At 34.2% G+C, this 26,195-nt stretch carries 26 protein-coding genes and 1 pseudogene; 26 read left to right on the forward strand and 1 reads right to left on the reverse strand.

The window, feature by feature from the left end; all coding sequences use genetic code 11:
* Nucleotides 1-30 precede the first annotated feature (30 nt).
* Nucleotides 31-528, reverse strand: coding sequence for a flagellar motor switch protein FliG (locus ACFVQC_RS12945; protein ID WP_215574703.1), 498 nt, complete (start codon nt 526-528; stop codon nt 31-33).
* 143 nt (nt 529-671) lie between these two features.
* Here ACFVQC_RS12945 and ACFVQC_RS12950 point away from each other — a divergent pair, with 143 nt between their 5' ends.
* From ACFVQC_RS12950 to ACFVQC_RS13075, 26 genes and pseudogenes are all read left to right on the forward strand, one after another.
* A complete protein-coding gene (locus tag ACFVQC_RS12950) occupies nt 672-1,136 on the forward strand; it encodes a YaaR family protein (RefSeq protein ID WP_000946323.1) in 465 nt (154 codons plus the stop codon).
* Nucleotides 1,137-1,151: 15 nt separating this feature from the next.
* A complete protein-coding gene (locus tag ACFVQC_RS12955; RefSeq protein ID WP_215574704.1) occupies nt 1,152-1,604 on the forward strand; it encodes a hypothetical protein in 453 nt (150 codons plus the stop codon).
* Nucleotides 1,605-1,621: 17 nt separating this feature from the next.
* Nucleotides 1,622-2,920: a flagellar hook-associated protein FlgK gene (gene flgK, locus ACFVQC_RS12960; RefSeq protein WP_215574705.1), complete on the forward strand. Its 1,299-nt coding sequence runs from the start codon at nt 1,622-1,624 to the stop codon at nt 2,918-2,920.
* Nucleotides 2,921-3,217: 297 nt separating this feature from the next.
* Nucleotides 3,218-4,081, forward strand: coding sequence for a flagellar hook-associated protein 3 (locus ACFVQC_RS12965; RefSeq protein ID WP_215574706.1), 864 nt, complete (start codon nt 3,218-3,220; stop codon nt 4,079-4,081).
* 19 nt (nt 4,082-4,100) lie between these two features.
* A complete protein-coding gene (locus tag ACFVQC_RS12970; RefSeq protein ID WP_215574707.1) occupies nt 4,101-5,477 on the forward strand; it encodes a flagellar hook-associated protein 2 in 1,377 nt (458 codons plus the stop codon).
* A gap of 22 nt (nt 5,478-5,499) precedes the next feature.
* Nucleotides 5,500-5,868, forward strand: coding sequence for a flagellar export chaperone FliS (locus ACFVQC_RS12975; protein WP_002135382.1), 369 nt, complete (start codon nt 5,500-5,502; stop codon nt 5,866-5,868).
* On the forward strand, nt 5,858-6,130 hold the full coding sequence (locus ACFVQC_RS12980) for a flagellar biosynthesis protein FlgG (RefSeq protein ID WP_215574708.1): 273 nt from the start codon (nt 5,858-5,860) through the stop codon (nt 6,128-6,130). The genes ACFVQC_RS12975 and ACFVQC_RS12980 overlap by 11 nt, the downstream gene beginning before the upstream one ends.
* 362 nt (nt 6,131-6,492) lie before the next feature.
* On the forward strand, nt 6,493-6,900 hold the full coding sequence (gene flgB, locus ACFVQC_RS12985; RefSeq protein ID WP_001113113.1) for a flagellar basal body rod protein FlgB: 408 nt from the start codon (nt 6,493-6,495) through the stop codon (nt 6,898-6,900).
* Nucleotides 6,901-6,920: 20 nt separating this feature from the next.
* Nucleotides 6,921-7,334 carry a flagellar basal body rod protein FlgC gene (flgC, locus tag ACFVQC_RS12990; RefSeq protein ID WP_000484680.1) on the forward strand — a complete coding sequence of 138 codons (414 nt, stop codon included), beginning with the start codon at nt 6,921-6,923 and terminating at the stop codon, nt 7,332-7,334.
* 16 nt (nt 7,335-7,350) lie between these two features.
* Nucleotides 7,351-7,650, forward strand: coding sequence for a flagellar hook-basal body complex protein FliE (gene fliE / locus ACFVQC_RS12995; RefSeq protein ID WP_215574709.1), 300 nt, complete (start codon nt 7,351-7,353; stop codon nt 7,648-7,650).
* A gap of 22 nt (nt 7,651-7,672) precedes the next feature.
* On the forward strand, nt 7,673-9,247 hold the full coding sequence (locus ACFVQC_RS13000; protein WP_215574710.1) for a flagellar M-ring protein FliF C-terminal domain-containing protein: 1,575 nt from the start codon (nt 7,673-7,675) through the stop codon (nt 9,245-9,247).
* Between the two features lie 13 nt (nt 9,248-9,260).
* Nucleotides 9,261-10,265, forward strand: coding sequence for a flagellar motor switch protein FliG (fliG, locus tag ACFVQC_RS13005; protein WP_000883357.1), 1,005 nt, complete (start codon nt 9,261-9,263; stop codon nt 10,263-10,265).
* Nucleotides 10,252-10,941, forward strand: coding sequence for a FliH/SctL family protein (locus ACFVQC_RS13010; protein ID WP_002135390.1), 690 nt, complete (start codon nt 10,252-10,254; stop codon nt 10,939-10,941). The genes fliG and ACFVQC_RS13010 overlap by 14 nt, the downstream gene beginning before the upstream one ends.
* A complete protein-coding gene (fliI, locus tag ACFVQC_RS13015) occupies nt 10,938-12,242 on the forward strand; it encodes a flagellar protein export ATPase FliI (RefSeq protein WP_215574711.1) in 1,305 nt (434 codons plus the stop codon). The genes ACFVQC_RS13010 and fliI overlap by 4 nt, the downstream gene beginning before the upstream one ends.
* 116 nt (nt 12,243-12,358) lie before the next feature.
* Nucleotides 12,359-12,769: a cytoplasmic protein gene (locus tag ACFVQC_RS13020; RefSeq protein WP_088039108.1), complete on the forward strand. Its 411-nt coding sequence runs from the start codon at nt 12,359-12,361 to the stop codon at nt 12,767-12,769.
* Nucleotides 12,770-12,779: 10 nt separating this feature from the next.
* Nucleotides 12,780-13,889 (forward strand): flagellar hook-length control protein FliK, encoded by a 1,110-nt coding sequence (locus ACFVQC_RS13025; protein WP_377898450.1) that lies wholly within the window; start codon nt 12,780-12,782, stop codon nt 13,887-13,889.
* A gap of 3 nt (nt 13,890-13,892) precedes the next feature.
* The gene (locus tag ACFVQC_RS13030) at nt 13,893-14,465 is read left to right on the forward strand and encodes a flagellar hook assembly protein FlgD (protein WP_215574713.1); all 573 of its coding nucleotides are present in this window, start codon (nt 13,893-13,895) and stop codon (nt 14,463-14,465) included.
* A gap of 21 nt (nt 14,466-14,486) precedes the next feature.
* Nucleotides 14,487-15,800, forward strand: coding sequence for a flagellar hook protein FlgE (gene flgE / locus ACFVQC_RS13035; protein ID WP_215574714.1), 1,314 nt, complete (start codon nt 14,487-14,489; stop codon nt 15,798-15,800).
* Between the two features lie 49 nt (nt 15,801-15,849).
* Nucleotides 15,850-16,185 (forward strand): DUF3964 family protein, encoded by a 336-nt coding sequence (locus ACFVQC_RS13040; RefSeq protein ID WP_088039111.1) that lies wholly within the window; start codon nt 15,850-15,852, stop codon nt 16,183-16,185.
* Nucleotides 16,186-16,649: 464 nt separating this feature from the next.
* A complete protein-coding gene (locus ACFVQC_RS13045; RefSeq protein WP_012260675.1) occupies nt 16,650-17,135 on the forward strand; it encodes a hypothetical protein in 486 nt (161 codons plus the stop codon).
* Nucleotides 17,136-17,276: 141 nt separating this feature from the next.
* The gene (locus tag ACFVQC_RS13050; RefSeq protein WP_219917833.1) at nt 17,277-18,185 is read left to right on the forward strand and encodes a chemotaxis protein; all 909 of its coding nucleotides are present in this window, start codon (nt 17,277-17,279) and stop codon (nt 18,183-18,185) included.
* 697 nt (nt 18,186-18,882) lie between these two features.
* Nucleotides 18,883-19,830 carry a DNA-binding domain-containing protein gene (locus ACFVQC_RS13055; RefSeq protein WP_002135401.1) on the forward strand — a complete coding sequence of 316 codons (948 nt, stop codon included), beginning with the start codon at nt 18,883-18,885 and terminating at the stop codon, nt 19,828-19,830.
* Nucleotides 19,831-19,913: 83 nt separating this feature from the next.
* Nucleotides 19,914-20,155, forward strand: a pseudogene (locus tag ACFVQC_RS13060) (Ger(x)C family spore germination protein); the annotation flags it as partial.
* 448 nt (nt 20,156-20,603) lie between these two features.
* Entirely contained in the window at nt 20,604-21,836 is a 1,233-nt protein-coding gene (locus tag ACFVQC_RS13065) for an N-acetylmuramoyl-L-alanine amidase (protein WP_377896329.1), read from the forward strand.
* Nucleotides 21,837-22,462: 626 nt separating this feature from the next.
* Nucleotides 22,463-25,183: a sensor domain-containing protein gene (locus tag ACFVQC_RS13070; RefSeq protein ID WP_377898451.1), complete on the forward strand. Its 2,721-nt coding sequence runs from the start codon at nt 22,463-22,465 to the stop codon at nt 25,181-25,183.
* Nucleotides 25,184-25,354: 171 nt separating this feature from the next.
* The gene (locus ACFVQC_RS13075) at nt 25,355-26,131 is read left to right on the forward strand and encodes a TerC family protein (RefSeq protein ID WP_002012018.1); all 777 of its coding nucleotides are present in this window, start codon (nt 25,355-25,357) and stop codon (nt 26,129-26,131) included.
* Nucleotides 26,132-26,195 lie beyond the last annotated feature (64 nt).

The following is a 26,195-nucleotide window of genomic DNA, read 5'->3' on the forward strand; positions in this document are numbered from 1 at the left end:
AGGCACAATAACGATATTGTGCCTCCCCCTTTACATCATACGAATTTTTTGTTCAAAGCTTTTTTTCATCTGCTTTTCATGTAAGCCTGGTAAATCATAAATAACAGCATCAATTCCTGCTTCTTTTGCAACGTCAACGGGAATGACAGATGTATGTTTGTCCCCGTTATAAAAACAGAGAACTAAATCGGTATCTTCAATAATTTGTTTTACAAAAAACATAAAATCTGATCGATAAATGGAGTCGGAAGGGTGATCAAAAGCAACATACTCGGCTCCGTGTTTTTTTAAGTAATGAACGACTTCTTGAAATTCATCTGTTAATGCTTGTAACGGTTGTAGCGTGTAAAGGCATAAATTTTGAGCGAGTCTTTCGTTTTCGATGAAAAAACGAAGAACTTCATTTTCGATAGATTTATAACATAATATGTAAATTTTATGTTTGTGAGCATAGTCAGTTAAAAATTTTTTAATTTCATCTTGATCTAATGCTGTTAATTGATTTGAACCACAAAGAAAAATATTCATAGAATTGTGCCACCTCATGCTAAATTGTAACATATCTTTTATAAAAAATAACTGCAAAATATTACTGTTCAGAGTATAATTATAAATAACTGGATTTTACGATTAAGTTTAGGAAGAAATAAAAAAATAAATAGGTGATATATATGCTACGTTCTATCTCGCATAATCCAATTTTATCGCATATACCGCCTGCTACTCAAATGCCGAAAGAAGCAAATGTCAGGACAGGACTTGCATTTTCGGATAATTTGCATGCAGATCCGAAAAAAGATAAATTGCTAGAACAAATGGAAGCGTTTGTCGATAATATTGGAGAAATAAAAGAGAAAATTGAAATGGAATTAACGCTTGATAATGTCATGGAATACAAAAATACAGTGAAATCATTTTTGAATTTTTACGTAGATAATGTATTGCAATATAAAGACGTTATGTCTCGTCATCCGCGTTACGGATATTCACAGAAAATGACGATTGTGAAACAAGCAGAAATGGGATTAAATGAATTAGAAGATGTGATGAACTTAATTAATACAAAAACTGGACATTTAGAAATGTTAAATCAAATTGGAGAAATCCACGGTTTAATTGTAAATTTAGTCTTGTAAAAGGAAGGAAGCTATATGTACATACAATTATATGAGAAGCTCGTTATTATTCAAAAAGCATTTGAAAACATTCAAACGCTTGGAGAACAAATATATGAGAATTTAAAACATAAAAATGTAAATGCAGTTCAAAAATTGCAAGTAGAGCAATTGCAGTACATTGATGGTTTAAAAGGATTATCGAGCTCATTTGAAGAAATGGTTATTCAGTTTTGTAAAGAAAAGAGCGTTGAACCATCTCGCGTGAGTACATTATTTTCGTATTTTTCTCATGAAGAAATTGAAAAAATGGAAAAAACACAAAAAAACTTAGTTGAATTAGAAGAGAGTGTAAAAATGATTCTTTTAAAAAATCAATATTACTTAAACGTACTATTAAAAACTACAGAAAGTATTGTGGATTCCGTTTCTGAATATAATTTGGAGAGAAACAATAATTCGCAAATCTTTATGAACGTACTATTGTAAAGGAGAAGTGAAGCTTTATGAGATTATCTGATTATAATACGCCGTTATCTGGTTTATTAGCAGCTCAAATGGGGTTACAAACGACAAAACAAAACTTATCTAACATTCATACACCAGGTTATGTGCGTCAAATGGTGAATTACGGATCTGCTGGGGCAAGTAATGGGAGTTCACCTGAACAGAGAATTGGTTACGGTGTGCAAACATTAGGCGTTGACCGTATTACAGATGAAGTGAAAACGAAACAATTTAACGAGCAAGTATCTCAACTCTCGTACTATAATTATATGAATTCTACTTTATCGCGTGTAGAGTCTATGGTCGGGACGACAGGAAAGAATTCATTAGCTAGTTTAATGGATGGATTCTTTAATGCGTTTCGGGAAGTAGCGAAAAATCCAGAACAGCCAAATTACTACGATACATTAATTTCTGAAACTGGAAAGTTCACAAGCCAGGTAAATCGTCTTGCGAAAAACTTGGATACAGTGGAAGCACAAACGAAAGAAGATATTGAAGCGCATGTAAATGAATTTAATCGTCTCGCAGCTAGTTTAGCAGAGGCGAATAAAAAAATCGGACAAGCTGGTACACAAGTGCCAAATCAGCTTTTAGACGAACGTGATCGCATTACTACAGAGATGTCTAAGTACGCCGATATAGAAGTATCTTATGAATCAATGAATCCAAATATTGCAAGTGTTAGAATGAATGGTGTTTTAACAGTAAATGGACAAGATACATATCCACTTCAATTAAATAAAGAAAAAGAACCAATGTCTGTCGGGATTTATGGCTCGGTTATTCCTTTAACTAGCGGAGCTATTTTATCAGCGATAGATACGAAAGCCAAGGTTGCTAGTTATAAGAAAAACCTTGAAGAATTAATGAGTTCTGTAAAAAATCAAGTGAATACAGTGATGGGAAAAGAGTTCTTCGTTGTAGATCAAGCGAAAGATATTAAGTTAAACCCTGAATTCGCAAAAGATATTTCGAAAATGAAAATTTCTGCTGAAACGGCAAATGAACTGGCAGGGATTACAGATGAAAAGTATAAAGAGGGCCTTTCTTATAAACAAGCATTAGATCAATTTATCGTTGGGGTAGCTTCTGATAAAAGTGCAGTGAATGCGTATCAAAATATCCATAAAGATTTATTAGAAGGTATTCAGCAAGAAAAAATGAGTATTGAAGGCGTCAATATGGAAGAGGAAATGGTTAATTTAATGGCCTTTCAGAAATACTTCGTGGCGAACTCTAAAGCTATTACAGCGATGAATGAGATGTTTGATAGTTTGTTTTCGATTATTAGATAATGAGGAATAAAAGCGCCCCCTCTTTCTTTTATGGTTGGAGAGAGGGCCTGCGAAGGATAGAGGCGGTCGGTGCCTATTAGTGGCCCAATCGATGTGAGACCAGAGATGGTTGAAGGGTAAGTTAGCTGAGAGGAAAGCCATGTTTAGTAAATGTATCGCCCTCGTGTTAAATAAAAATGACAAAGCTCTCTTTTATGAGGGAAAAGAGTATCCGTCGTAGGGTGGAAGCGGAGAGCCGTATATAGTTGCGGTTTCTTCTTCACGCCAATTCAAATATAGATAAAGGAGAAGATGGAGATGAGAGTATCTACGTTTCAAAATGCAAACTGGGCAAAGAATCAGATGATGGATTTAAATGTGCAACAGCAATACCACCGAAATCAAGTAACTTCAGGGAAGAAAAACCTTCTTATGAGTGAAGACCCACTTGCAGCAAGTAAATCATTTGCGATTCAACATTCATTGGCAAATATGGAACAAATGCAAAAAGATATAGCGGATTCGAAAAATGTGTTAACACAAACTGAAAATACTTTACAAGGTGTTTTGAAATCTTTAACAAGAGCAGATCAATTAACAGTACAAGCATTAAATGGAACAAATAGTGAAAAAGAATTGAAGGCTATTGGTGTAGAAATTGATCAAATTTTAAAACAAGTTGTATATTTAGCGAATACGAAAGAGCAAGGCCGTTATATTTTCGGTGGTGATAGTGCAGAGAAGCCACCGTTTACAGAAGATGGTACATACCAAGGTGGAAAAAATGATGTGAACTGGCAACTAAATGACGGTTATGAATTCAAAGCGTTCCGTAACGGAGAAGCATTATTATCCCCAGTTATAAAAACGTTAAAACAGATGAGTGAAGCGATGCAAAACGGTGACCCAAAAGCGTTAAAACCGTTATTAGAAGGAAATAAGCAAAACTTAGATGGCATCATTAATCGTACAACTGAAGTTGGTTCGACAATGAACACAATGGAGACGTTTAAAACAATTTTAAGCGAGCAAAATGTAGCACTTCAAGAAAATCGTAAAGAAATTGAGGATGTTGATTTAGCGGTCGCAATTTCTGATTTAGCTTATATAAACGCAACGTACGAAGCAACATTAAAAGCTGTTAGTACGATGAGTAAAACGAGTATTTTAGATTACATGTAAATGATAAGGAGTGAAAAATATGGCAGGGACAATATCTAATTATGGTGACAGACAGCAAATATGGAATTTAGGAAATAATATGATAGATACAAAGAAGTTAGTAGATTTAGAGTTACAAGCATTGGAAATGAAAAAATCACCATATACTACACAAAAACAAACGTTAACAAATGAAAACAAAGTGTATGCGAGCATGAAAAAAGAGTTTGCAAATTTTGTGCAAGTATTCAAAGATTTAAACACATTTAAAGGTGATGAAAAGAAAACAACTCTATCCAAAGATGGTTTTATGACAGCACAGGCGGATGCTGCTGCAATTCCTGGAACATACACAATTACAGTAGAGCGAGTAGCAGAAAGGCATCAAATAACTACAGCTCCACTTACTCCCCCAAAAACTCCTGAAGGTACGGAGCAAAAATTCAGTTTAGATTTAAAGCTTGGAGTAGATGATGTATTTCAGATAAATGGAAAAGAAGTTAAAATTTCGGAAGATATGACGTATAAAGATCTTGTCAATAAAATTAATAATGGAAATTATGGTGTATCCGTATACACATTAGGGGATCAACTATTTTTCACATCTACTATTGCAGGAAAAGAGGGAGAGCTGAAATTAACGGATGGTGCCAATGGCTTTTTACAAAATATAGGGCTGGTTACTTCTGCGAAAAATACGGATGGAACGAATGCCATTGCACATCAAGTGACAGGAGCAGTAAATGCAGAATATACAATAAATGGAATTAAGGGAACTAGTAAAACAAATAAGATTGATACAATTCCAGGATTAACTATTAACTTAGAAAAGGTAACTACAGAGCCAATTAAATTAACTATCGAAGATTCAGATATAAAAAATTCGATAGATTTAATCAAAAAAATGAAAGATGAGTATAATAACGCTGTTAAAAGTTTAGATTTGTTTTCTGGTGAAAATGGAGTAATGCAAGGGAATAATGTTTCATTTGCTATCAGTAATGCAATGACAAGCATTTTTAGATTTTCCCAAGATGATAAGTATTTATTTTCTTTTGGGATTCAAATTGATAAAACAGGAAATATGACTCTTGATGAAGAAAAATTGAAAATAGCTTTTAAAGAGAATCCAGAATCTACAAAACAATTTTTCTTTGGTTTTGATGGCATTGGTCATGATATAGATAAAAAGCTCGAGGGAATCTTTGGAGATGAAGGGATTATTGGAAAACGCTCTAAAAGTATTGAAAAGCAAGTAACTGATTTAGAGAGAAAAATTCAAGATATTGATACAATTAATAAGAAAAAACAAGAATCAATTATTGATAAATATGCAAAGTTGGAAAGCCAGCTAGCATTGCTTGATAGTCAGCTGCAGACAATCAAAGCAATGACAAAAACAAAAAGTGATGATTAATGAAAGCTGAGGAAGTGATTATATGCAAGCATGGCAACGTTATATGCAAAACGATATTATGACGAGTAATCCGATTAAAAATACAATATTTATTTATGAAAGATGTATCGTGGAGTTTCGTAAATTAGAAGAACTTTTAAATACATTTAAACTTCAAGAAGGAGACGACCTTCTTGAAAAGTTAGAACGTATATTTGAAGAGTTGAAGCTTCAATTAAATCCTGATATTTCGAAAGATTTATATGACAGCCTATTCGGTTTATACGATTGGGTTAGCATTCAAATTCAAACGATGAAAGTAACGCGTGAAGCAAAAGACATTGATGCGATTGTACAAGTGTTACAAGATTTAATAGACGGTTACCGTGGAGCGCTCGAAAATGAACAATGATATTTATCGAACGTTTGTCAGTTGTTTTAATAGAATCGGTGAATTGCAGGTTTCAGATGAAGAATTTGCTGAGAAAAGTGAGATGTTAAATCGTTGGATGATGACATTGGATGAAGAAACGCGCACGCAAGTTGCAACGGAGGTTACCCCGTGGATTATTAAGGCAGCGCAGCATATTCGAGATAAGCAAAAGATTTTGGAAGAAATGATTATGGAAAATGATGGGCGAATGAAAGCTAATTCATTTTATGGTAAATATTAATGATAAAGTATGGAAACGGATTCCCCTTTTTAAAAGGGAATCCATTCCTTGTTTAAATAAAGAGTTCCGCTGATTGAGGTTTCACTTTATGCCTGTAATGAGAAAGTAATCTAAAAAATATAAAAATTGACTTTGATTTGTATTTCATATATCGAAATATTTCATGGATTACTACGTGTATACATTTTTTTGTATTCTTTTTTATATTTTTGTATTTTTCTAAAGACAACAATGGAAAAATGGAATAAAATATGTAAGGGTACATGATAGTTAATATTTTAATAAACACATATAAGAAAATAAATAATGAAGTGAAACTTCCATCAGTGGATCATTAAGGTAGAAAAGGAAGGGTGTGGAATATGCCAGATTTAGTGAGTGATGTAAGCCATTATATGAATTATTTAGTGACGAAACGAAATACTGTTTCTAGTAATATTGCAAATGCGAATACGCCTGGCTATAAAGCACAAGATGTAACATTTGCTGAGCAGATGAGTAAGAGTAGTGCGTTATATAAGAACAATGCGGCTGATTTAAAGAGTAATCCAGATTTATATCAAACGAATGAAATGCACTTACCGACAGTAAATATGAAAAATACATATGCAAAGATTCAAACGAAATCAATGCAAACGAATCAAGATGGAAATAGTGTGGATGTGACGACAGAAATGCTAGATTTAATGAAAGCAAATCAGTTATACGGTATTTCAATTAATGCAATTAATACACAATACGCAATTAACCAAGCAGCACGTGGACGTTAAAGGTAGAAGGAGAGACAACGATGTTTCAGGCAATCAATGCAAGTGGCTCAGGCCTAACGACAGCGAGAAAGTGGATGGAAGTTACTTCAAACAATATTGTAAATGCGAATACGACAGCGGCTCCGGGGGCAGATTTATATGAGCGTCGTAGTGTGGTGCTAGAATCAAATAATAGTTTTGCAAGTATGTTAGACGGGGCTCCTACTAACGGAGTGAAAATAAAAAGTATTGAAGCAGACAAAACGGAAAACTTAGTGTATGATCCGACGCATCCGCACGCAAATGAAGAAGGATATGTACGTTATCCAAATATTGATGTAACTGCTGAAATGACGAATGTTATGGTTGCTCAAAAAATGTATGAAGCAAATACAAGTGTATTAAATGCGAACAAAAAAATGCTCGATAAAGATTTAGAAATTGGACGAGGATAAGGGGGAAGATAGGGATATGAAAATTCAACCAATGTTAAATACACAGCCATTTGGAGCAATTCAGTCAATTGGTGCACCGAAAACTTCGGAAAATTCTGTGGTTGAGGGAAAAAAGTTTATTGATTTATTGGAAGATATGAATCAAACGCAAAATAATGCGCAAACAGCAGTATATGATTTATTAACAAAAGGGGTAGGAGAAACACATGACGTTTTAATTCAGCAAAAAAAAGCTGAATCTCAAATGAAAACGGCTGCTCTCGTACGTGATAATCTTATTGAAAATTATAAGTCACTAATTAATATGCAAATTTAGGAAAGTGGACGGGTGTGTTTAAATGGAAAAGATAAAAAATGTTATCCAATCGTTAAAAACGTGGCATAAGTTAGTAATCGGTGCTGCACTTTTAGCGGTTGTAACAGGAGCACTTTTATACTTCACCTTGCCAGATAAATATGTTGTTGTATATCAAAATTTAAATGATGCAGATAAGCAAGAGATTACAGCAGAATTATCGAAGTTAGGTGTCGATTACCAATTAGCGGCCGATGGTTCAATTCGTGTGCAAAAGAATGATGCTCCATGGGTTCGAAAAGAAATGAATGGAATGGGCTTACCGTTTAACTCTAAGAGCGGCGAGGAAATTTTATTAGAAAGCTCACTCGGGTCAAGTGAGCAAGATAAAAAAATGAAGCAAATTGTCGGTACGAAAAAACAATTGGAGCAAGATATTGTACGAAATTTTGCGACGGTTGAAACGGCAAATGTTCAAATTACATTACCTGAAAAAGAAACAATTTTTGATGAAGAAAAAGCAAAAGGAACAGCGGCGATTACTGTTGGTGTGAAGCGTGGACAATTATTAACAGCTGATCAAGTTGCTGGTATACAGCAAATGATTAGTGCGGCAGTTCCTGGCGTGAAAGCAGAAGAAGTAAGTGTTATTGATAGTAAAAAAGGTATCATCTCAAAAGGAGCAGATGAAGCGCATTCTAACAGTTCCTCTTCTTATGAAAAAGAAGTAGAGATGCAGCATCAAATTGAAGGTAAATTAAAACAAGATATTGACGCAACGTTAATGACGATGTTTAAGTCAAATGAATATAAAGTGAATACGAAAGTGTCTGTAAACTACGATGAAGTTACACGTCAGTCAGAAAAATATGGTGATAAAGGTGTACTTCGTAGTAAACAAGAGCAAGAAGAAAGCTCTACTGCGCAAGAAGGAGCAGATACGAAGCAAGGTGCTGGTATTACAGCAAACGGTGAAGTGCCGAACTACGGTACGAACAATAATCAAAACGGTAAAGTTGTCTACGATAATAAAAATGGTAACAAAATTGAAAACTATGAAATAGATAAAACAGTTGAAACAATTAAGAAACATCCAGAATTAACGAAAACAAATGTTGTTGTATGGGTAGATAATGATACGTTAGTAAAACGAAGAATTGATATGACTACATTCAAAGAAGCGATTGGCACAGCAGCTGGGCTTCAAGCTGATCCGAATGGAAACTTTACAAACGGTCAAGTTAACGTTGTAACTGTTCAGTTCGACCAGCCGAAAGTTGAAAAAGAGAAAGAGCCAGAAGAAAGTGGTATGAACTGGTGGTTATTCGGTGGAATTACAGCTGGCTTGTTAGCGTTAATTGGCTTAATATGGTTCTTCTTAGCAAGACGTAAGAAAAAGAGAGAAGAAGAGGAATATGAAGAATACTTAGCAGAAGAGGAAATTGCTGCAAGCAATGAAAGTATCCTGGAAATTCCTGAAGAAAAAATAGTGCCAGAGCCAACACCGGAACCAGAAGAACCGAAAGAACCAACGTTAGATGATCAAGTGCAGGAAGCTACGAAAGAACATGTAGAAGGTACTGCAAAAGTAATTAAAAAATGGTTAAACGGACAGTAAGGGAGGAACAACGATGTTAGATGAAATCTCCTCCAAAGAAAAAGCTGCCATCCTCATTCGTACATTAGACGAAGGGGTGGCAGCAAAAGTCATTGAATATATGACAGCTGAGGAAAAAGAAGTATTACTTCGTGAAATTGCGAAGTTTCGTGTATATAAACCAGAAACGTTAGAAAATGTGCTAGGGGAGTTCTTGTATGAATTAAATGTAAAAGAATTGAACTTAGTCACTCCAGATAAAGAGTACATTCGTCGCATATTTAAAAACATGCCAGAAGACGAGCTGGAAAAATTATTGGAAGACCTTTGGTATAACAAAGATAATCCGTTTGAGTTCTTAAATTCACTTACAGATTTAGAACCACTTCTTACAGTGCTCAATGATGAATCACCGCAGACGATTGCGATAATTGCTTCTTACATTAAACCGCAACTTGCTTCTCAATTAATTGAGAGATTGCCAGATCATAAACGAGTAGAGACGGTAATGGGTATTGCAAAACTAGAACAAGTTGATGGTGAATTAATTAATCAAATTGGTGAGTTGTTAAAAACGAAATTAAATAATATGGCATTTAGTGCAATTAATAAAACTGATGGCTTGAAAACGATCGTGAACATTTTAAATAATGTTTCACGAGGTGTTGAAAAAACAGTCTTTCAAAAGCTGGATGAAGTCGATTATGAGTTATCTGAAAAAATTAAAGAAAATATGTTTGTCTTTGAAGATTTACTTGGTCTTGAAGATCTTGCGCTTCGCCGTGTATTGGAAGAAATTACAGATAACGGTGTTCTTGCGAAAGCACTTAAAATTGCAAAAGAAGAAATTAAAGAGAAATTATTTACATGTATGTCTTCAAACCGTAAAGAGATGATTCTAGAAGAATTAGATGGCTTAGGACCGCTTAAGATGACGGATGCTGAAAAAGCGCAGCAAACGATTACAGGTACAGTTAAAAAGCTAGAAAAAGAAGGAAGAATTATCGTTCAAAGAGGTGAAGGGGATGTCCTTATTTAAAAACAGAATTCCGAAGAATTCTGTTTCTTTTTCTGAAGAAACGTATGAATTACAATTTCCAAAACTAGCTTCAGTCCAAATAGAAGAGGAAGAATTACAAGCTGATCATGCAGAGCTTCGCGCCCAGCAAGAATCATTACATATGGAAATGAATCAGTTAAGACAAGGGCAGCAAATGCTAGAACGAGAGCGTCAGCAGCTAGTACAAGATAAAGAACAATTTCAAATGCATATTCATGAACAAATGGAACAGATGGAAGCAGCACGTATGCAGTTTCAAAAAGAACAGCAAGAAACAGCATACGAATGGACAGAGTTATTGTGGGATCAATCTTTTCATCTAGCAGAAAAAATCGTAAACCAAGCGGTAGATTCACGATTACTTGATGTGTTACCAATTTTAACTGGCATCGTTCAAACGTTGCCTACTTCATTTGAAAAATTAATAATAACAGTACATCCAGAAACGTTTGAACGTATTCAAGAAGAGAAGGAAAATACGAAAGAGTATTGGTTACTACAATTAGTAGAATGGAAATATGATTTCTCCCTGCAGTTCGGTGAATTTGTTTTGGAGGAAGAGAAAGAGTTTTTTGAATTTAAATTTGCACCTATATTTGCGAAACTTCGTCAGAAATGGGAAGAAGAGAAGTTGTTTGAGGAGCAAAATGTATGAACAACAAGCTCATAAATGAACAGTATAAGTGGAATACGTTTATCGAAACACCGTTTTATACGAAAATTGGTAAAGTTCATAGTGTACAAGAACAGTTTTTCGTAGCGAAAGGACCGAAAGCAAAAATTGGAGATGTTTGTTTCGTTGGAGAACATAATGTTTTATGTGAAGTAATTGCGATTGAAAAAGAGAATAATATGTTACTGCCATTTGGACAGACAGAAAAAGTATGTTATGGGGATTCAGTTACATTAATTGCAGAAGATGTTGTTGTACCTCGTGGTGATCATTTACTTGGAAAGGTGTTAAGTGCGAATGGTGAAGTGTTAAATGAGAACGCTGAAAACATTCCACTACAGAAAATAAAATTAGATGCCCCTCCTATTCATGCATTTGAGCGTGAAGAGATTACTGATGTATTTGAAACGGGAATAAAATCAATTGATTCTATGTTAACAATTGGTATCGGTCAAAAGATTGGTATTTTCGCTGGATCAGGTGTTGGTAAATCTACTTTACTTGGAATGATTGCAAAAAACGCAAAAGCGGATATTAACGTTATTAGTTTAGTAGGAGAACGTGGCCGAGAAGTAAAAGACTTTATTCGAAAAGAATTAGGCGAGGAAGGAATGAGGAAAAGCGTTGTTGTTGTGGCGACGTCAGATGAAAGCCACCTTATGCAACTTCGCGCGGCAAAGCTTGCAACATCTATTGCTGAATACTTCCGTGATCAAGGTAACAACGTACTACTCATGATGGATTCTGTCACTCGTTTTGCTGATGCGCGCAGAAGTGTTGATATTGCAGTGAAAGAGTTACCGATTGGTGGTAAAACACTGTTAATGGAAAGTTATATGAAGAAGTTGTTAGAGCGATCTGGTAAAACACAAAAAGGATCTATAACAGGTATTTATACCGTACTCGTTGATGGAGACGATTTAAACGGTCCTGTACCAGATTTAGCACGTGGTATTTTAGATGGACATATTGTATTAAAGCGTGAGCTTGCTACGCTTAGTCATTACCCTGCTATTTCAGTGTTAGATTCAGTAAGTAGGATTATGGAAGAAATTGTGTCGTCTAACCATTGGCAACTTGCAAATGAAATGAGAAAAATCTTATCTATTTATAAAGAAAATGAATTGTACTTTAAATTAGGGACGATTCAAGAAAATGAAGAAAATGCTTATATTTTTGAATGTAAAAATAAAGTAGAAGATATAAATACGTTTTTAAAGCAAGGTCGATCGGATAGTTTCCAATTTGATGATATCGTTCAAGCGATACACCATATAATATAAGGCCTCGTACGCGGAGGCCTTATTTTTTTGTTTTTTAATATTTCACAGATTTTTTTAGAAAAAAACTATATAATAGAAAAAGAGAGCGTTATAATAGGAAGGGGCTATGAAAACAGGTGGATAAACAGCAGTACGACACGATAAAATTGCAGATTAATCAAGAAAAAGAACATATTTTAAAAGAAGTGTACGAATTAACAGCTGAAAAAAGAAAAATAGAACAAAAAAAAGAATATGATTTATATGTTGTGAAATCACGTAGCAAAGTCGTACAAACTGGGCAACGTATTATGGCTGGCATGCTTTCTTCACATACGTTTTCACCTGAAAGAATAGAAGAATGGAATCGAAAAATTAAAAAAACAGAAGGTTTTATTCAAAAAAATGAAAGCCTTTTAGAACAAGTAAAAGAAAAAGAACGTGTCATTGATGAAATGTATCAAGAAGATTGTAAGAAGCTTGCGAAAGTAAAAGAAAAGCTGGAAGAAAAAATGCTTCTTGATTTAAAAATGTGTATGAACGGATGAGGTGGATGTAGTGATACAGTTTGTATTACCGGTGCAGCAAAGTTTACCTCCGCAAAAAGAAAAAGGGCTAGAAGTACAATCGAAAAATGAAAATTCTTCATTCGATAATACAATGAGAATTGAAAATAAAAAACAGCCGAAAACGGAGAAACCGAAACGAGAAGAAGCACCAGAAGAAGAGAAGAAAGAATATATTCTCGCAAAAAAAACGGTAACGAAAGAAGAGCCGATTGTAAAGAAAGAAGAAAAGAAAGAGACAGAACAGTTATTGTTAGCTGTATCTGAGCAGATGGTTGCAATTGAGCAATTACGTGTGCAGCCAGAATTGTTATATCAATACATACAAAAAATACAAGAGTTGTATAAAGAATATGGAAATATAAAACTTAACGAATTGCCTGCAGCTGAATTACAACAATTACAAGAGCTCCTTTCAAACATGAATATTAAAAATGCCATATGTTTAGAAGATACAATGCAAATGGTGTTAGACAAAGTGAAGATGCCGGAGCAAACGATGCACGCATTGAAAGTTGTAGAAACAGAAACTTGTAATATCGCAAAGAAACAAGAAGAGTCTAAAGACGTAGACCTTCCGAAATCAGAGAGTGATGATGTAAAGATAGAGTTGCCAGAAGTTGATTCGTTAAACGATTCGAATTCTGCGGGTGCGGAATTATTAAATAAAGCAACGAATACCGATCAAATAGGAAAATCAAATAGTGGCGCTGAGAAGGTTTCGTTGCCTGACTTAGGAAAGAAAATGGAAGCGCAAGTAGAAGCACTGCAAAAATTTGTAGTGAAACAAGAACGTGTTTTATTCCAGCTAAATCCAGAAAAACTTGGTACGTTAACTGTGTTTATGAAAAAGCATGGAGATCAAATTGATGTTCACGTAGAAATGGAAAAACACGATGCGAAAAAACGTGTTGAAATCATTTTTGATGAATTGAGGCTAAAGTTAAAAGAAAAAGAAATTAATATTCAAATTAGCTATTCTGATAAAGATGAAAACCGTAAAGAACAGCGAGAACAAGAACAAAGGCAAAAGCAGAAATCAGTAAGTACGCAACATGAGAAACAACAATCAAAAGAATTTGCGGGATTATTGGAGGAATAAAGCGTGCCAACAGTTGGGTTAAATACAACGAGTACAAATCATATTCCGTTACAAGCAGGAGCACAAACAAAAAACGCATCTGTTAATGGTGTGCAATCGCCAGTTCAACAAACAAACGGAGTTTCAGCAGGAGAGCAAAAGACTCCTGGGATAATGGGGAAAGATGATTTCCTAAAATTGTTTTTATCGAGTTTCCAACATCAAGATCCATTTAATGCAATGGATATGAATCAAATGATGAACCAGACAGCGCAACTATCGCTTATGGAGCAAGTACAAAATATGACGAAAGCAGTAGATAAACTGCAATCAACGATGTATACGACAGCTCTTGATGGCGGGATGAAATTTTTAGGGAAGTATGTTAGAGGTGTAAACAATAAGGGAGAGCAAGTGACTGGTCAAGTGGAAACAGTTCGACTTGCCGAAAATAACGATGTACAACTTATTGTTGATAATCAAGTTGTCACACTTCGTTTTGTAGAAAGGGTTTCAGATAAACCGATAGCAGAAACAAATCCAGAAGATGAGAAGAAAGATGATATAGAAAAGAATGAAGAGGTTAAGAAAAATTAATAAAAGGAGTGTACATAGATTATGATTAAAGCGTTATATACAAGTATTACAGGGATGAATGCAGCACAAAATGCATTAAGTGTTACTTCAAATAATATTGCAAATGCACAAACAGTTGGATATAAAAAGCAAAAAGCTATTTTTGATGATCTGCTATATAATAATACGGTTGGTTCACGTGGTGACGGTGCTTATGCTGGTACGAATCCAAAGAGTATTGGTAACGGTGTAAAGTTTAGTGGGACATCTACAGATTTTAGTGATGGTTCTATTACTTTAACTAGTGATAAGATGGAGACAGCCATAGAGGGAAACGGCTTATTTTTAGTTGGGGATCGTAATGGTGGAAATGTAGAGTATACGAGAAAGGGGTCTTTTGGTGTATCGAAAGATAACTATGTTACAACTACAGGTGGACAGTATGTGCTAGGTTATGGTGTGAAAACAGGAACACAAGAAATAGATTTTTCTTCACGACCAAGTCCAATTCATATTCCGATGGGATCAGCTGTTGGTGGGATTCAAACAGATAAGGCAACAATAGGTGGAAACCTTCCTAGAAACCAAAATGCATTAGCTCACGAATTCACAGTTTTTGATGAGGAAGGAAACTCGTTAACGTTACGTGTAAATATTAAGCAAAAGACTACAAAAGAGACTGTAGACGGAAAAGAAGTTGAGAAGCCGGTGCCAGGTGAATATACATATACAGTTTCTGTAAGAAATGATTCTAAAAACGAAAAAGAATTTAAGCCTGTTGAAGGCATGACGGGCGAAAAAAATCTTAAATTTGATACATTAGGAAATTTAAAGGAGACAGATGAATCTGTACAAAAAGATCCAGTAACTGGTGAAATTACTAAAGGTGGAACGGTTAAAATTCCTTTTGGTAAGGGACTGACACTGGATTTAAGTGGTTTAACAAATTATCCGACAGGGAAAACTATTTCTACAACAGAAGTAACGGGGCGTCCAGCTGCAATTGCAAATGACTATTCTATTTCTGACGGTGGTTTTGTTATGATGAGATATTCGGATGGTAGTATGAAGGTTGTAGGACAACTAGCTGTAGCTACATTCCCTAATTCAGGTGGATTAATGAAAACTGGGAATGGAAATTACATTGCCACACCATCAGCGGGTATTCCAGGGGTAGGTGTTGCTGGTGAGAATGGTGCAGGTAATGTACGGGGGTCAGCAAAAGAAAGTTCAAACGTAGATTTATCTGTAGAATTCGTTGACTTAATGCTGTATCAACGTGGATTCCAGGGGAATGCGAAAGTAATTAAAGTGTCAGATGAAGTATTAAATGAAGTTGTAAACTTAATTCGATAATATAGTATAAAGAAAAATTGTAATGTAGTAGAAAGGGTTTTTTATTCGTATGACAAGACAAGAGCGAATTTTACAATTGCCTTTTTTCGAAAATAAACGTGAACTTGCCGAGCAAGTGTTAAACATGGAACGAGAAGAGCATGCATATTTACCGGATCAATTTGAAATTAAGCAAGTGCCTCCGTATTCATTTGGTGAAAAGGAAGCAATCATTGGTCGTATTCATGAGTTTTATTTCGTAAGTGTTGGTAGTGATGGTGTTTGGAAGTATCAACTGTTTAAAGATGAGATGAAGTGCCGTGAGTTTTTCGTTATGTTGCCGGATATTACGGATCAGCAGCTTGCTTTTTGGTTCAATAACATTGAGCTGTTGAAAGGGGCGTAAAAGCTTTCTTTTTAGGTTTTGAGAGAGGGCGCGATGAGTAGTAGCGGTCAGTGCCTATGTGTGGTTCGTGCATTGTGAGACCAGAGATATGGAGTGGTACTAGGTTAGCTTAAGATGTGTGAAACGATAGTTTAGATGAATAACGATTGTAGTTGTGTTCATTTAAAGTTTTGAGAGAGGGCCTAGCGATGAGTAGTAGCGGTTAGTGCTTATGAGTGGCTCGCATGTTGTAAGACCAGAGATATGGAGAGGTTCTAAGGTAGTTGAAGAGGCGAGGAGCCATGAATAAGATTGATAGGTTCTAGGTTAGTTGAGGAGGCCGAAAGTCAATTGTGGTGGCGCCTCTTCTCTTTTTGAAGATAGGGTCTATAAGTAGTGATTTGAAATAGAGTTAGATTAATTTAAGATAGTTGTGCTATATTGTACAATTAGACTAAGTTTATATAAAAGGAGAGGTGAGGAGGATGGCGCAGAATAAGTATCGCGTTACATTCATTTCGCCAAGTGAGGTTGAGCAACGTACTGTAATGGCGGCGAGTAGTTTACCTAATTTAATACGTCAAGTAGAGAGTATTATTGCAGATCCGAACGGTTATTTTGTAAATGATAAAAAAAATAATTGCTATTTTAAAGTTATTAAAGAAAATGTTACGTATATTCAATATGAGTTACTATTTTCTGATAAGGAAATTCACATTGAAAAATTAAAGCATATGGCGCCTAGTGTACTGAAGAAATTATTTGAGAAAATAAATGATCCTGAACTATACGCTCTTTCGCTTATCGATGTTGATATAGCGACGAAAGAATATGTGCTAGGAGAAATGGGTCCAGAGCTAAGAATGAGAGTGGAAACAGAGCTTTCAAAAAAGTGGGAAGCGATGCCGACAGAAATTGTAGGAGCACAAGAAGTGTTACTAGAGGCACTTGCTTCGTTTATACAAGATTAAGTTTTACCGGTAGTATTTCTACTTTAAAACTGTGAGGATCACTCAACTATCTATATTTTTCATATAGGTAGTTGACTTTTTGATTTTAATAAAGCTTAATAATTAAATATACGGAATTATTGGAAGGGGAGCGACACCTTTATGTCACAAGCACAAAGTATTTTATTAGAAAGCGGAACAAACGAATTAGAAATCGTAACGTACACTGTTGGTGAAAATTTATTTAGTATTAATGTAATGAAAGTGCGTGAAATTATTAATCCATTCCCTGTTACAACTGTGCCAGAAGCTCATCATGCAGTTGAAGGTGTTGTTCAAGTACGTGGTGAAATTTTACCTGTTATTAACTTAGCAACCGCTCTTAATTTAAGATCGACAAAGCCACTTGATCAAACGAAATTTATCATTTCAGAATTAAACCAAATGAAGGTTATTTTCCGTGTTGATGAAGTACATCGTATTCAACGTATTTCGTGGGAACAAATTGATGAACCAGCTTCATTATCTATGGGACTAGAAGAAACGACATCTGGTATTGTAAAACTAGATGGGAAAATCATTTTACTATTAGATTATGAAAAAATTGTATGTGAAATTAGCGGTACTGGTTATGACAATAAATCACTTGCAGGATTAGAGCAAAAAACAGATCGAGCTGAAAAGGTGATTTATATTGCGGAAGATTCAGCGATGCTTCGCCAAATATTAGAAGAAACATTATCATCAGCTGGATATACGAAAATGAACTTCTTCAGCAATGGTGCAGAAGCGTTAGCACAAATTGAAAAACTAGCAAAAGAGCAAGGTGAAAGAATGTTTGAACATATTCATCTGCTTATTACAGATATTGAAATGCCAAAAATGGATGGACACCATTTAACGAAAGTAATTAAAGATAGTGAAGTAATGAAGCAATTACCAGTTATTATTTTCTCTTCATTAATTACGAATGAGTTGTTCCATAAAGGTGAGGCAGTTGGAGCGAATGCTCAAGTGAGTAAGCCTGATATTCAAGAGTTAATTGGTTTAGTTGATAAGTTAGTGTTGTAAAGAGGTTTTGAAAAGCTCTTTTTTAGTTGGGAGAGAGGCTCCAGCCAAGAGAGGAAGCGGTTAGTACTTAAAAGTGCCCTGTGCGTAGTAAGAACAGAGATATGAAGTGGGTTTTAGGTAAGTTAAAGAAGAGGGAGGCCGAGTTGTTGATGAACAGGCTTACATTCTTTTCTTATTAGCTAAAATTGAGGAACTAGCCATTGTAGTAGTACTGGTTAGTTCCTTTTTAGTATCCCATGTTCTATAAAGGCAGAAAAATTGAACGTTTCTAATGTAGTCGCGGCTGTGTATATTCATAGTTTCTTTCGTCTTTTTAGTTGTTTTTATATTTGGAAATATAGATAGGTTTAATTGTTTTTCTCATCTTTACTACTTGAAAATATAAGAGATAATGTCACTGGATTGTAGAGTGAGATTTCGTGATAGCGCAAACTTTTTCGGTGAAATTAAATTGGGAATACCATATAATATAATTAAACATATTTTATCAATATAATATTATGTTGTATTGCATTTTTTAATATTTTCTCAAAAAATTTTTCTATTATTTATAGACTTTTCATACCTTTTTGTATGTTAATTATTTGACAGATAATTTCGAAATGTTATAATATGGATATGTAGAAATTTCTATTTTCTTAAAAGACATGGGAGTCAGATGAGAATTGTGAAAGGATGAGGGGGAGTGACACATATTATGTATCACCACACAGCAATCAATGTATTAAGTCTTTTACAAAACATGTCAAATAATAAAACGAACGATATGAAATTAGAGGCGGAATTTAAAAAAATAGAGAAACAATTCCAAATCGGGTATGAAGAGCTAATCGATTTATATAATAGAATGGTATTATTTCAAATAGATATAGAAAAAAATGGCGGTATGCGAGAATATGAAAAATCAGCGATTACTTGGTTGAAGTCTGAACTAGAATTATTGTATGAAGTGTATCAATTTTGTCAACGTCATGGCTTAAACATCGCAAATATTTCAAAATATGTTAGTAAAAATGAATTGAATCTTTTTCGAAAAACGGAAAGTCAATTGCAAAATACGTATTATAAATTAAAAAAACAAGAAATCCCGTTTGAAAATATTGAAAAACAAAAGCCGGGGCGAAAACGTAAATATGCACCTGTAAAAGAGACAATTGCTGAGACAAAACAAGAAAGTAAGCAGGAAGTAATTGAAGACGTTCGAAATGAAGATGATGAAAAAAGCCTCGTAACAGTTATATCTGGCATCGTGGATAACTTTGAAACAATTAGTCAATGTAGTGACAAGAAAGAACACGAATTGCATCAGTTCATGGAGGGAATCTATAAGCTTTCCAGTATGGCAGCAGAGCGTTCAAAAGATGAAAAGAATGCACGTGGTCTTGAAGGTGAATTACATTCATTACGAGCTGAAAATGAAAGATTAAAACGAGAGAAGGAAGAACTCGTTCATGATATTAAAGAGATGACGCATCATTTAATTCATTTTATTACGAGCTCTGATATCGATCAAATTCGCACATTGCCTTACTTTGTAAAAGAATGCAAACAAGATCTACATAAGCTAGGGTTATATAACGCTCAAGACGGAAAAATGAAAATTATGGTTGACCGTAGTGGACAAGTTATGACCGTAACACAATAAAAAAATTGGGTACAAAATAAAAGGGAGATACATAGTGTATATGTATTTCCCTTTTGTTTTGTATGGAATTGTTTCGGACAGAGGAAAAGTTACAATTAATTTTAGTAAATCAAAAATTTTTACAAAAGGAAGGAGCTAGGTCTTACTTTGTAGTATTGTCATCAGAAAAATACTGGGAATATGCGTATTGTCACTGTGAAAGGACTTAATACATAATGATTTTAAAGATAAACCGACTCTTCCTCAATATTTAACTGATTTAATTGAGGTGAATAAGTTGTATAATCGTACAGTTGTTATTACATTTCATCAACAAACTTTTAATACGGAGAATTGAAGAGTAAAGTAGGATTCCAAAGCATAGCCAAAAAGGTGGCTGTTATAAGTTATTTGCCTACCAAGATAATTAATATTTGTTTAAAATATAAGATTACTATTTTATTATACCGAGTAATTATTCACGTTATATAATAATTACTTACTACATAATTAACATGGTTATCTTACAAAAATGTAAGTTTTTTTTAATTGACACTCGTACATATAAGTAACTATACTGGTTACACGACGTTGGTGAATATATTTAATAGTTTCTATCTATAAGTGTATGTCTCAGGATTCTTTTCGGAATAATAGTTCGATTTGTATTTGGTATCTTTAATATAGGGATAACGCGGATTTAATCTATTCTTTATTCTAAGTCGTATTATTTAAAGATTAACTATAAATGATATATTTACCAAGTTGTAATAATTTTTTAGAGGTGTTACATTTTGAAATACAAATTAATTGCTACAGGAATTCTTGCTGGAAGTCTACTATCCTACTCATCTAGTGCATTTGCAAATACTCATAAATTCCCAGATGTTCCTGCATGGGCTGACAAATCCGTTAATTATTTAGTTGATAAAAAAGTATTGAGTGGTTATCCAGATGGAACTTTTGGTTCAAGTGATACATTAGATAGGGCTTCTGCGGCAACAATTATGACAAAGGCCCTTGGTATACATATTGACTTAAATGCAAAACCATCTTTTACAGATTCACAAAACCACTGGGGAACGCCGTATATTGCTGCTGCTGAAAAAGCAGGAATAATTAAAGGTGAAGGAAATGGAATATTTAATCCTTCTGGAAAAGTTACTCGTGCTGCAATGGCAACAATGTTAGTAAATGCATATAAGCTACAAGATAGAACAAATAGTAATGGACAAAGTAAATTTGAAGATTTAAAAGGACATTGGGGTGAAAAGTTCGCCAATATTTTAATTGATTTAAAAATTTCAGTTGGTACAGATAACGGTTGGCAACCAAATAAATTCATAACACGTGCAGAAGCCGCACAACTTACTGCAAAAACAGATACCCTTCAATACAGTCCGAAAAACCCTTTAGAAAGTAAAACAATCATTATTGATCCTGGACATGGTGGTGCAGATCCTGGAAAGTCCACAAAAGGATTGCCTGAAAGTAAAATCGTATTAGACACTTCCTTACGCCTACAACAATTGCTCGAAAAACATACACCATTTACAGTTTTACTAACTCGTGAATCTGATACTAGACCTGGACATGACCAAAAAAGCTCTTTACAGGAACGTGTTAAATTTGCTAAGCAAAATGAGGGGGATATCTTTATAAGCATTCATGCAAATGCTTTTAATGGTAATGCAAAAGGGACAGAAACATACTACTATAAATCTTCTGAATCCGAAAAAACAAATCCTCATGTGGAAGAAAGTCGTGTGTTAGCGGAAAAAATTCAAACACGTTTAGTAGAGGCTCTTCAAACACGTGATAGAGGCGTTAAACATGGAGATCTTCATGTTATAAGAGAAAACGACATGCCAGCTGTGTTAACGGAACTGGCTTTTATAGATAATGGTATCGATTACAGTAAACTATCTACGGCAAAAGGCAGACAGATTGCAGCAGAAGCCATTTATGAAGGGATTTTAGATTATTATGAATGGAAAGGAAATAATGTATCTGAATATAGATTGTAATAGGTAAAAGAAAGTTTAGTAATTCTAGGAATATGAAATTTATAAATTGCTAAAGTATAGTTTTGTTATTTGTAATGTGTTTTAGTTTTATAGTGTATACTGGTGCCGACTTATTAAGGATTATAAATAAGTCGGTGTTTTAATTAGCATCCTTAATAAATACTATAGAAAGTTATGAATAAAAAACGATAAATAGTTACTATTAGAAATTTTGTAGGTACTTTCATGTCTAAATAATTTAGGGTTTTTTTCTTTGTTTAACATCACAAAAAATAGATAGAGGCATACACCTACATTCATTATTTTTACGTGAAATTTTAATTTGAAAATAGTTAAGCTATATGATTCAGATGGGCAGTATCTAATTAGTTCAAAGAAAACATTCGTTAAACTAATTAGCTATTAAATCAACTTGTTGCATAAATAGTTCGTATAACAATAATTGATATTGTTAAGGACATAGCTGCAGATATTTGTTGTAATTCCTGTTATGGAATTTTTAAATATCTGCAGATGTAATATAAGGGTGCTTTATTTTGAAAGAAATCTTTTGAAATGGTCATAATATGAATAATAATTAGATACAAATTTTTAAAAATGATGAAAGACTTAAGAAGGTGAATATATTGCTTAAACATTCACATTGGCAATTTATCTTATTAACAATAGCTCTAATATTCTATATAAGCTTTTGCTATATATTTTTATTTGTTTTTCCAAATCAATATTTCGTATCAGATTTTAATATCCGACTATCATCCTTAGTTGTTGAAACTACTGTATTTATCTCATTACTGTATTCTATATTATCCAGAAAAATTAAGTTAGGAGTATTCTGGGTTTGCGTTACTATTGCAATAGGGTGTTTCTTGATAGGGAATTTTATATCCGCTTTTCAAGTGCTTAATGTAGAATTACCAATACAAAATTTTAATATCTCTGATGTGTTTTTGTTGTTTTTCTTATTCTTCTTTCTCTTTGCATTCTTTTATAAAATCATTATGGAATGTAACAAGTGGGAAAAGGCGTATTTACTTTGTGATTTATGTATTGTTGTTACTGCTATTTTTACATTAGAGTGGTACCTATTTAATAAACCTTCTGCAAATATCTTATTCTTATCAATTGGAGATGTTTTTCTTTCATTTATTTTTCCGATTATAGATTTATTGCTTCTTTTACTAGGAATTAGCCTGATCTTTCGACCAGCTATTTTTAATGCGAAAAGTAAATTATTTATTTTTATTCTCGTATTAACTGGATTGGCTATTACGGACTACTTGTATTTTTACTTACAAGATGATTTGTCAGATCGTTCACTTATATTATTAAGGTGTTTGTATAGAGTTTTCCTATTATTAATTGCTATTGCTGCTGCTATACCGAAGAATGCTTCTTCTAGAAGAAATTATTTTATTATTGATCCGACATTCGGAAAGAAACTTCTTGTCATATTTCCTTATCTTGCAGTTGCAGTCTTAATTGGTTTTACTCTTAAAGAGCAAACTTCCTCGGCTACACTTATTACTGGAAATTGTATTGCATTTGTATTTGTGCTGATTCGTCATACAATCGTACGAATGCAAAACAGAGATTTAACCGAGATGTTAAAAGTGTTTAATAATCAATTAGAACAAAAAGTATCTCAAAGAACAGAAGATTTAATAAACAAATCCAATGACTTGGTCAAAAATCAAGAGAGATTTAAGTCATTATATGAGTATCATCCGGATCCTATATTAACGATTGATTCAAATGGTACTGTGTTAAATATAAACCAGGCTGGAAGTATGTTATTAGGAAAAAACAGTGATGAATTAATAGGTAAAGAGTGCTTCTCAATTTTTTTAGATGAAGATAGATCTGAATTGGAAGCGGCTCTACAGGAAGGGAAACGATGCAGTTCGGCTTCGTTACAATTACGTGTGAAAAATAATAATGAGAAGGACATTCATTTTTGGTACGTCACCATTGTTCCTATTATGATAGAAGGGCAAACTTTTGGGAGTTATGTAATGGTAAAAGACATTACGAGAATGAAGCAACAACAAGATGAGATAAACTATCTAGCATTCCATGATACAGTGACGGGGATTGGAAATCGAATATTCTTCCAACAAGAATTAGAAAAATCCATTGGGCGTGCACAAAAAACGCAGGATGAATTTGGACTCTTGTATATAGATTTAAATCGTTTTAAGACTATTAATGATACACTGGGACATTCAATTGGTGACAGTGTTTTAAAAGAAGTTGCTAAACGTTTTAGGACATGTCTGTTACCGGCTATTCCTCTAGCGAGAATAGGGGGAGATGAGTTTGCAATCATAGTCCATAACCATACAGAGCAACAGCTATTGGATTTGTGTGAAACTCTGTTTCGTATAACTGAAGAAGCATTTGTAGTAAATCAGCATAGCTTTTACTTATCTCTTAGTATAGGAATAGCAGTGTATCCGTTTGGAGGAATAAATACTACTACACTTTTACAACATGCTGATATTGCTATGTATAGTGCAAAGGAAAAAGGTAATAATGCTGTTTGCATGTATGACGAGACATTATCAAAAAAAATAACAAGACGATTACGATTAGAACAGGATTTACCTAATGCATTAGAAAATAATGAGCTGTTTCTATTATATCAACCACAAGTTGATAGTAAGGCTGGTATGGTTATTGGTGCAGAGGCTTTAATACGTTGGCAACATCCAGAGCTGGGGCTGATTTCACCTTTTGAGTTTATACCTATCGCGGAAGAAACATCGCAGATTATTTCAATTGGGAAATGGACGTTACAGGAAGCGTGTCGACAACTGAAAGAATGGCATTCTGCGGGCTATTCAAATCTAAAAATGGGGATAAATTTATCAGCTATAGAGTTTGAACAGAAGGACTTTGTTCAAACAATCATATCTACTATAGAAGAAGTAGGGGTACCTGCTAGTTCGATCGATTTAGAATTAACTGAGCGGATAGCAATGGTAGATGAAAAAGAAACGTTAGCGAAGTTAAAAGCATTAAAATCATATGGTGTACATTTATCAATTGACGATTTTGGCACAGGGTATTCTTCATTAGCATATCTCCCTTTGTATCCAATTGATACCTTGAAAATCCCAAGAGAATTTGTTAATAGGATCGGAAATTCTACTGATGGAAATGAAATTATTCATACCATTATTTCACTAGCGCATACTTTAAACATGAAAGTGATCGCAGAAGGGGTAGAAACGAAGGAACAATTAACAGTGTTACAACGTAATGCATGTTATCTAATTCAGGGCTATTACTACAGTAAACCTGTAAGTGAAGATGAATTCATCAAATTTTTAGGCACAATGTAGCGTCACCCTGTCTAAGAAAAATACAATCTAGACTTGTTTTTTGTTGAAATTATAACAAATAGAGGACAGCAAATTAACTGTCAAAATGTTTTAGCATTTAATTTGTCTCAATAGGAAATTCTATTGAGCAAAGACCTTATCTGATTTTAGTTTTAGAAAGGAGAGAAGCGGATGGATTCAATATGGCTAGAGTATGCGTGGGCATTATTAATTTTAATCGGATTAGAAGGTTTGTTATCAGCTGACAATGCCCTTGTACTAGCAGTTATAGCGAAACATTTACCCGAAGAAGAGAAAAAAAGAGCTATAAATTACGGAATCATTATGGCCTTTGTTTTTCGATTTGCAGCTCTGTTTGCCATATCATTTATTGCAAATGTTTGGCAAATACAAGCGATAGGAGCAGCCTATCTTCTTTATTTAGGATTGAAGCATGTCATTCAGGCGCAATTCGGAAAAGACAATCAAAATATTCATAAGGACGATGAAAAGGAAGCGGCAGGTAAAAGCTACTGGTTCACAGTAGGAAAGATTGCATTAGCTGACCTTGCTTTCGCAATCGATTCAATATTAGCCGCAGTTGCTCTTGCCCTTGGTCTTCCAGATTCACCGCTAGAAGATTTCGGTGGTATGGATGGAGGCCAGTTCATAGTTGTACTTCTCGGAGGGATTGCCGGGCTTATTTTAATTAAATTTGCGGCAACTTGGTTTGTACAATTACTTGAGAAACGTCCAGCATTGGAAACGACAGCATATGCAATTGTTGCCTGGGTCGGTGTAAAACTCGCTGTAATTACACTTGCCCACGAGGATATTGGTATCTTAGACCATGATTTCCCGCACAGTACAACTTGGACTTTAATCTTCTACGGAGTATTAGTTGCTATTGCACTTATTGGTTGGTTTGCACCGGGAAGTAAGTCATCTCAGAATAATTCTAAAATGTAATACAAAGGTCAGAGCATTATGTGCTTTGTCCTTTGTAATGATATTTATATTGTGTATTTTTGGA

The organism is Bacillus sp. NPDC057893 (assembly GCF_042796455.1).
Classification (GTDB): domain Bacteria; phylum Bacillota; class Bacilli; order Bacillales; family Bacillaceae_G; genus Bacillus_A.

Excerpts from the sequence above, each read along its gene's own strand:
- fliI (WP_215574711.1), top strand. The coding sequence starts at position 10,938 with ATGAACAACAAGCTCATAAATGAACAGTATAAGTGGAATACGTTTATC.
- ACFVQC_RS13055 (WP_002135401.1), top strand. The coding sequence starts at position 18,883 with ATGTATCACCACACAGCAATCAATGTATTAAGTCTTTTACAAAACATG.
- ACFVQC_RS12970 (WP_215574707.1), top strand. The coding sequence starts at position 4,101 with ATGGCAGGGACAATATCTAATTATGGTGACAGACAGCAAATATGGAAT.
- ACFVQC_RS12975 (WP_002135382.1), top strand. The coding sequence starts at position 5,500 with ATGCAAGCATGGCAACGTTATATGCAAAACGATATTATGACGAGTAAT.
- ACFVQC_RS13050 (WP_219917833.1), top strand. The coding sequence starts at position 17,277 with ATGTCACAAGCACAAAGTATTTTATTAGAAAGCGGAACAAACGAATTA.
- fliE (WP_215574709.1), top strand. The coding sequence starts at position 7,351 with ATGAAAATTCAACCAATGTTAAATACACAGCCATTTGGAGCAATTCAG.
- flgE (WP_215574714.1), top strand. The coding sequence starts at position 14,487 with ATGATTAAAGCGTTATATACAAGTATTACAGGGATGAATGCAGCACAA.
- ACFVQC_RS13075 (WP_002012018.1), top strand. The coding sequence starts at position 25,355 with ATGGATTCAATATGGCTAGAGTATGCGTGGGCATTATTAATTTTAATC.
- ACFVQC_RS13000 (WP_215574710.1), top strand. The coding sequence starts at position 7,673 with ATGGAAAAGATAAAAAATGTTATCCAATCGTTAAAAACGTGGCATAAG.
- ACFVQC_RS12980 (WP_215574708.1), top strand. The coding sequence starts at position 5,858 with ATGAACAATGATATTTATCGAACGTTTGTCAGTTGTTTTAATAGAATC.
- ACFVQC_RS12945 (WP_215574703.1), bottom strand. The coding sequence starts at position 528 with ATGAATATTTTTCTTTGTGGTTCAAATCAATTAACAGCATTAGATCAA.
- ACFVQC_RS12955 (WP_215574704.1), top strand. The coding sequence starts at position 1,152 with ATGTACATACAATTATATGAGAAGCTCGTTATTATTCAAAAAGCATTT.
- flgK (WP_215574705.1), top strand. The coding sequence starts at position 1,622 with ATGAGATTATCTGATTATAATACGCCGTTATCTGGTTTATTAGCAGCT.
- fliG (WP_000883357.1), top strand. The coding sequence starts at position 9,261 with ATGTTAGATGAAATCTCCTCCAAAGAAAAAGCTGCCATCCTCATTCGT.
- flgB (WP_001113113.1), top strand. The coding sequence starts at position 6,493 with ATGCCAGATTTAGTGAGTGATGTAAGCCATTATATGAATTATTTAGTG.
- ACFVQC_RS12950 (WP_000946323.1), top strand. The coding sequence starts at position 672 with ATGCTACGTTCTATCTCGCATAATCCAATTTTATCGCATATACCGCCT.
- ACFVQC_RS13040 (WP_088039111.1), top strand. The coding sequence starts at position 15,850 with ATGACAAGACAAGAGCGAATTTTACAATTGCCTTTTTTCGAAAATAAA.
- ACFVQC_RS12965 (WP_215574706.1), top strand. The coding sequence starts at position 3,218 with ATGAGAGTATCTACGTTTCAAAATGCAAACTGGGCAAAGAATCAGATG.
- flgC (WP_000484680.1), top strand. The coding sequence starts at position 6,921 with ATGTTTCAGGCAATCAATGCAAGTGGCTCAGGCCTAACGACAGCGAGA.
- ACFVQC_RS13010 (WP_002135390.1), top strand. The coding sequence starts at position 10,252 with ATGTCCTTATTTAAAAACAGAATTCCGAAGAATTCTGTTTCTTTTTCT.
- ACFVQC_RS13045 (WP_012260675.1), top strand. The coding sequence starts at position 16,650 with ATGGCGCAGAATAAGTATCGCGTTACATTCATTTCGCCAAGTGAGGTT.